The sequence below is a fragment of the Photobacterium sp. DNB22_13_2 genome (assembly GCF_052873915.1).
Map to the genome: position 1 here is coordinate 1 of NZ_JBNNXU010000191.1, position 256 is coordinate 256.

The 256-nt window shown below is 65.6% G+C and carries 1 pseudogene; it reads right to left on the bottom strand.

The annotated features are described in order from the left end of the window. Nucleotides 1–256 (bottom strand): annotated as a pseudogene (locus ACVA58_RS28310) (5-methyltetrahydropteroyltriglutamate--homocysteine S-methyltransferase); the annotation flags it as partial.

A 256-nucleotide genomic window follows, 5' to 3' on the forward strand; every position in this document is an offset into this window, starting at 1 on the left:
TCGCGCACCTCGTCAAAGAGCCATTCGGCGCCGGGCCCGAACTGCAGGTCGGGCGTGAGTTCCGGCACGAGGTAGTGGTAGTTGGTGTCGAACCACTTGGTCATTTCCATGGCGGCGTGGTCGGCGTTGCCGCGTGCGAGCACGAACGATTGCGCCAGCGTCAGGTGTGCGGCGTCAAAGCCAAAGCGCGTGGGAACGGCGCCCAGCAGGGCGGCCGTCTGCAGCATTTGGTCGTACCAGGCGAAATCGCCCACGG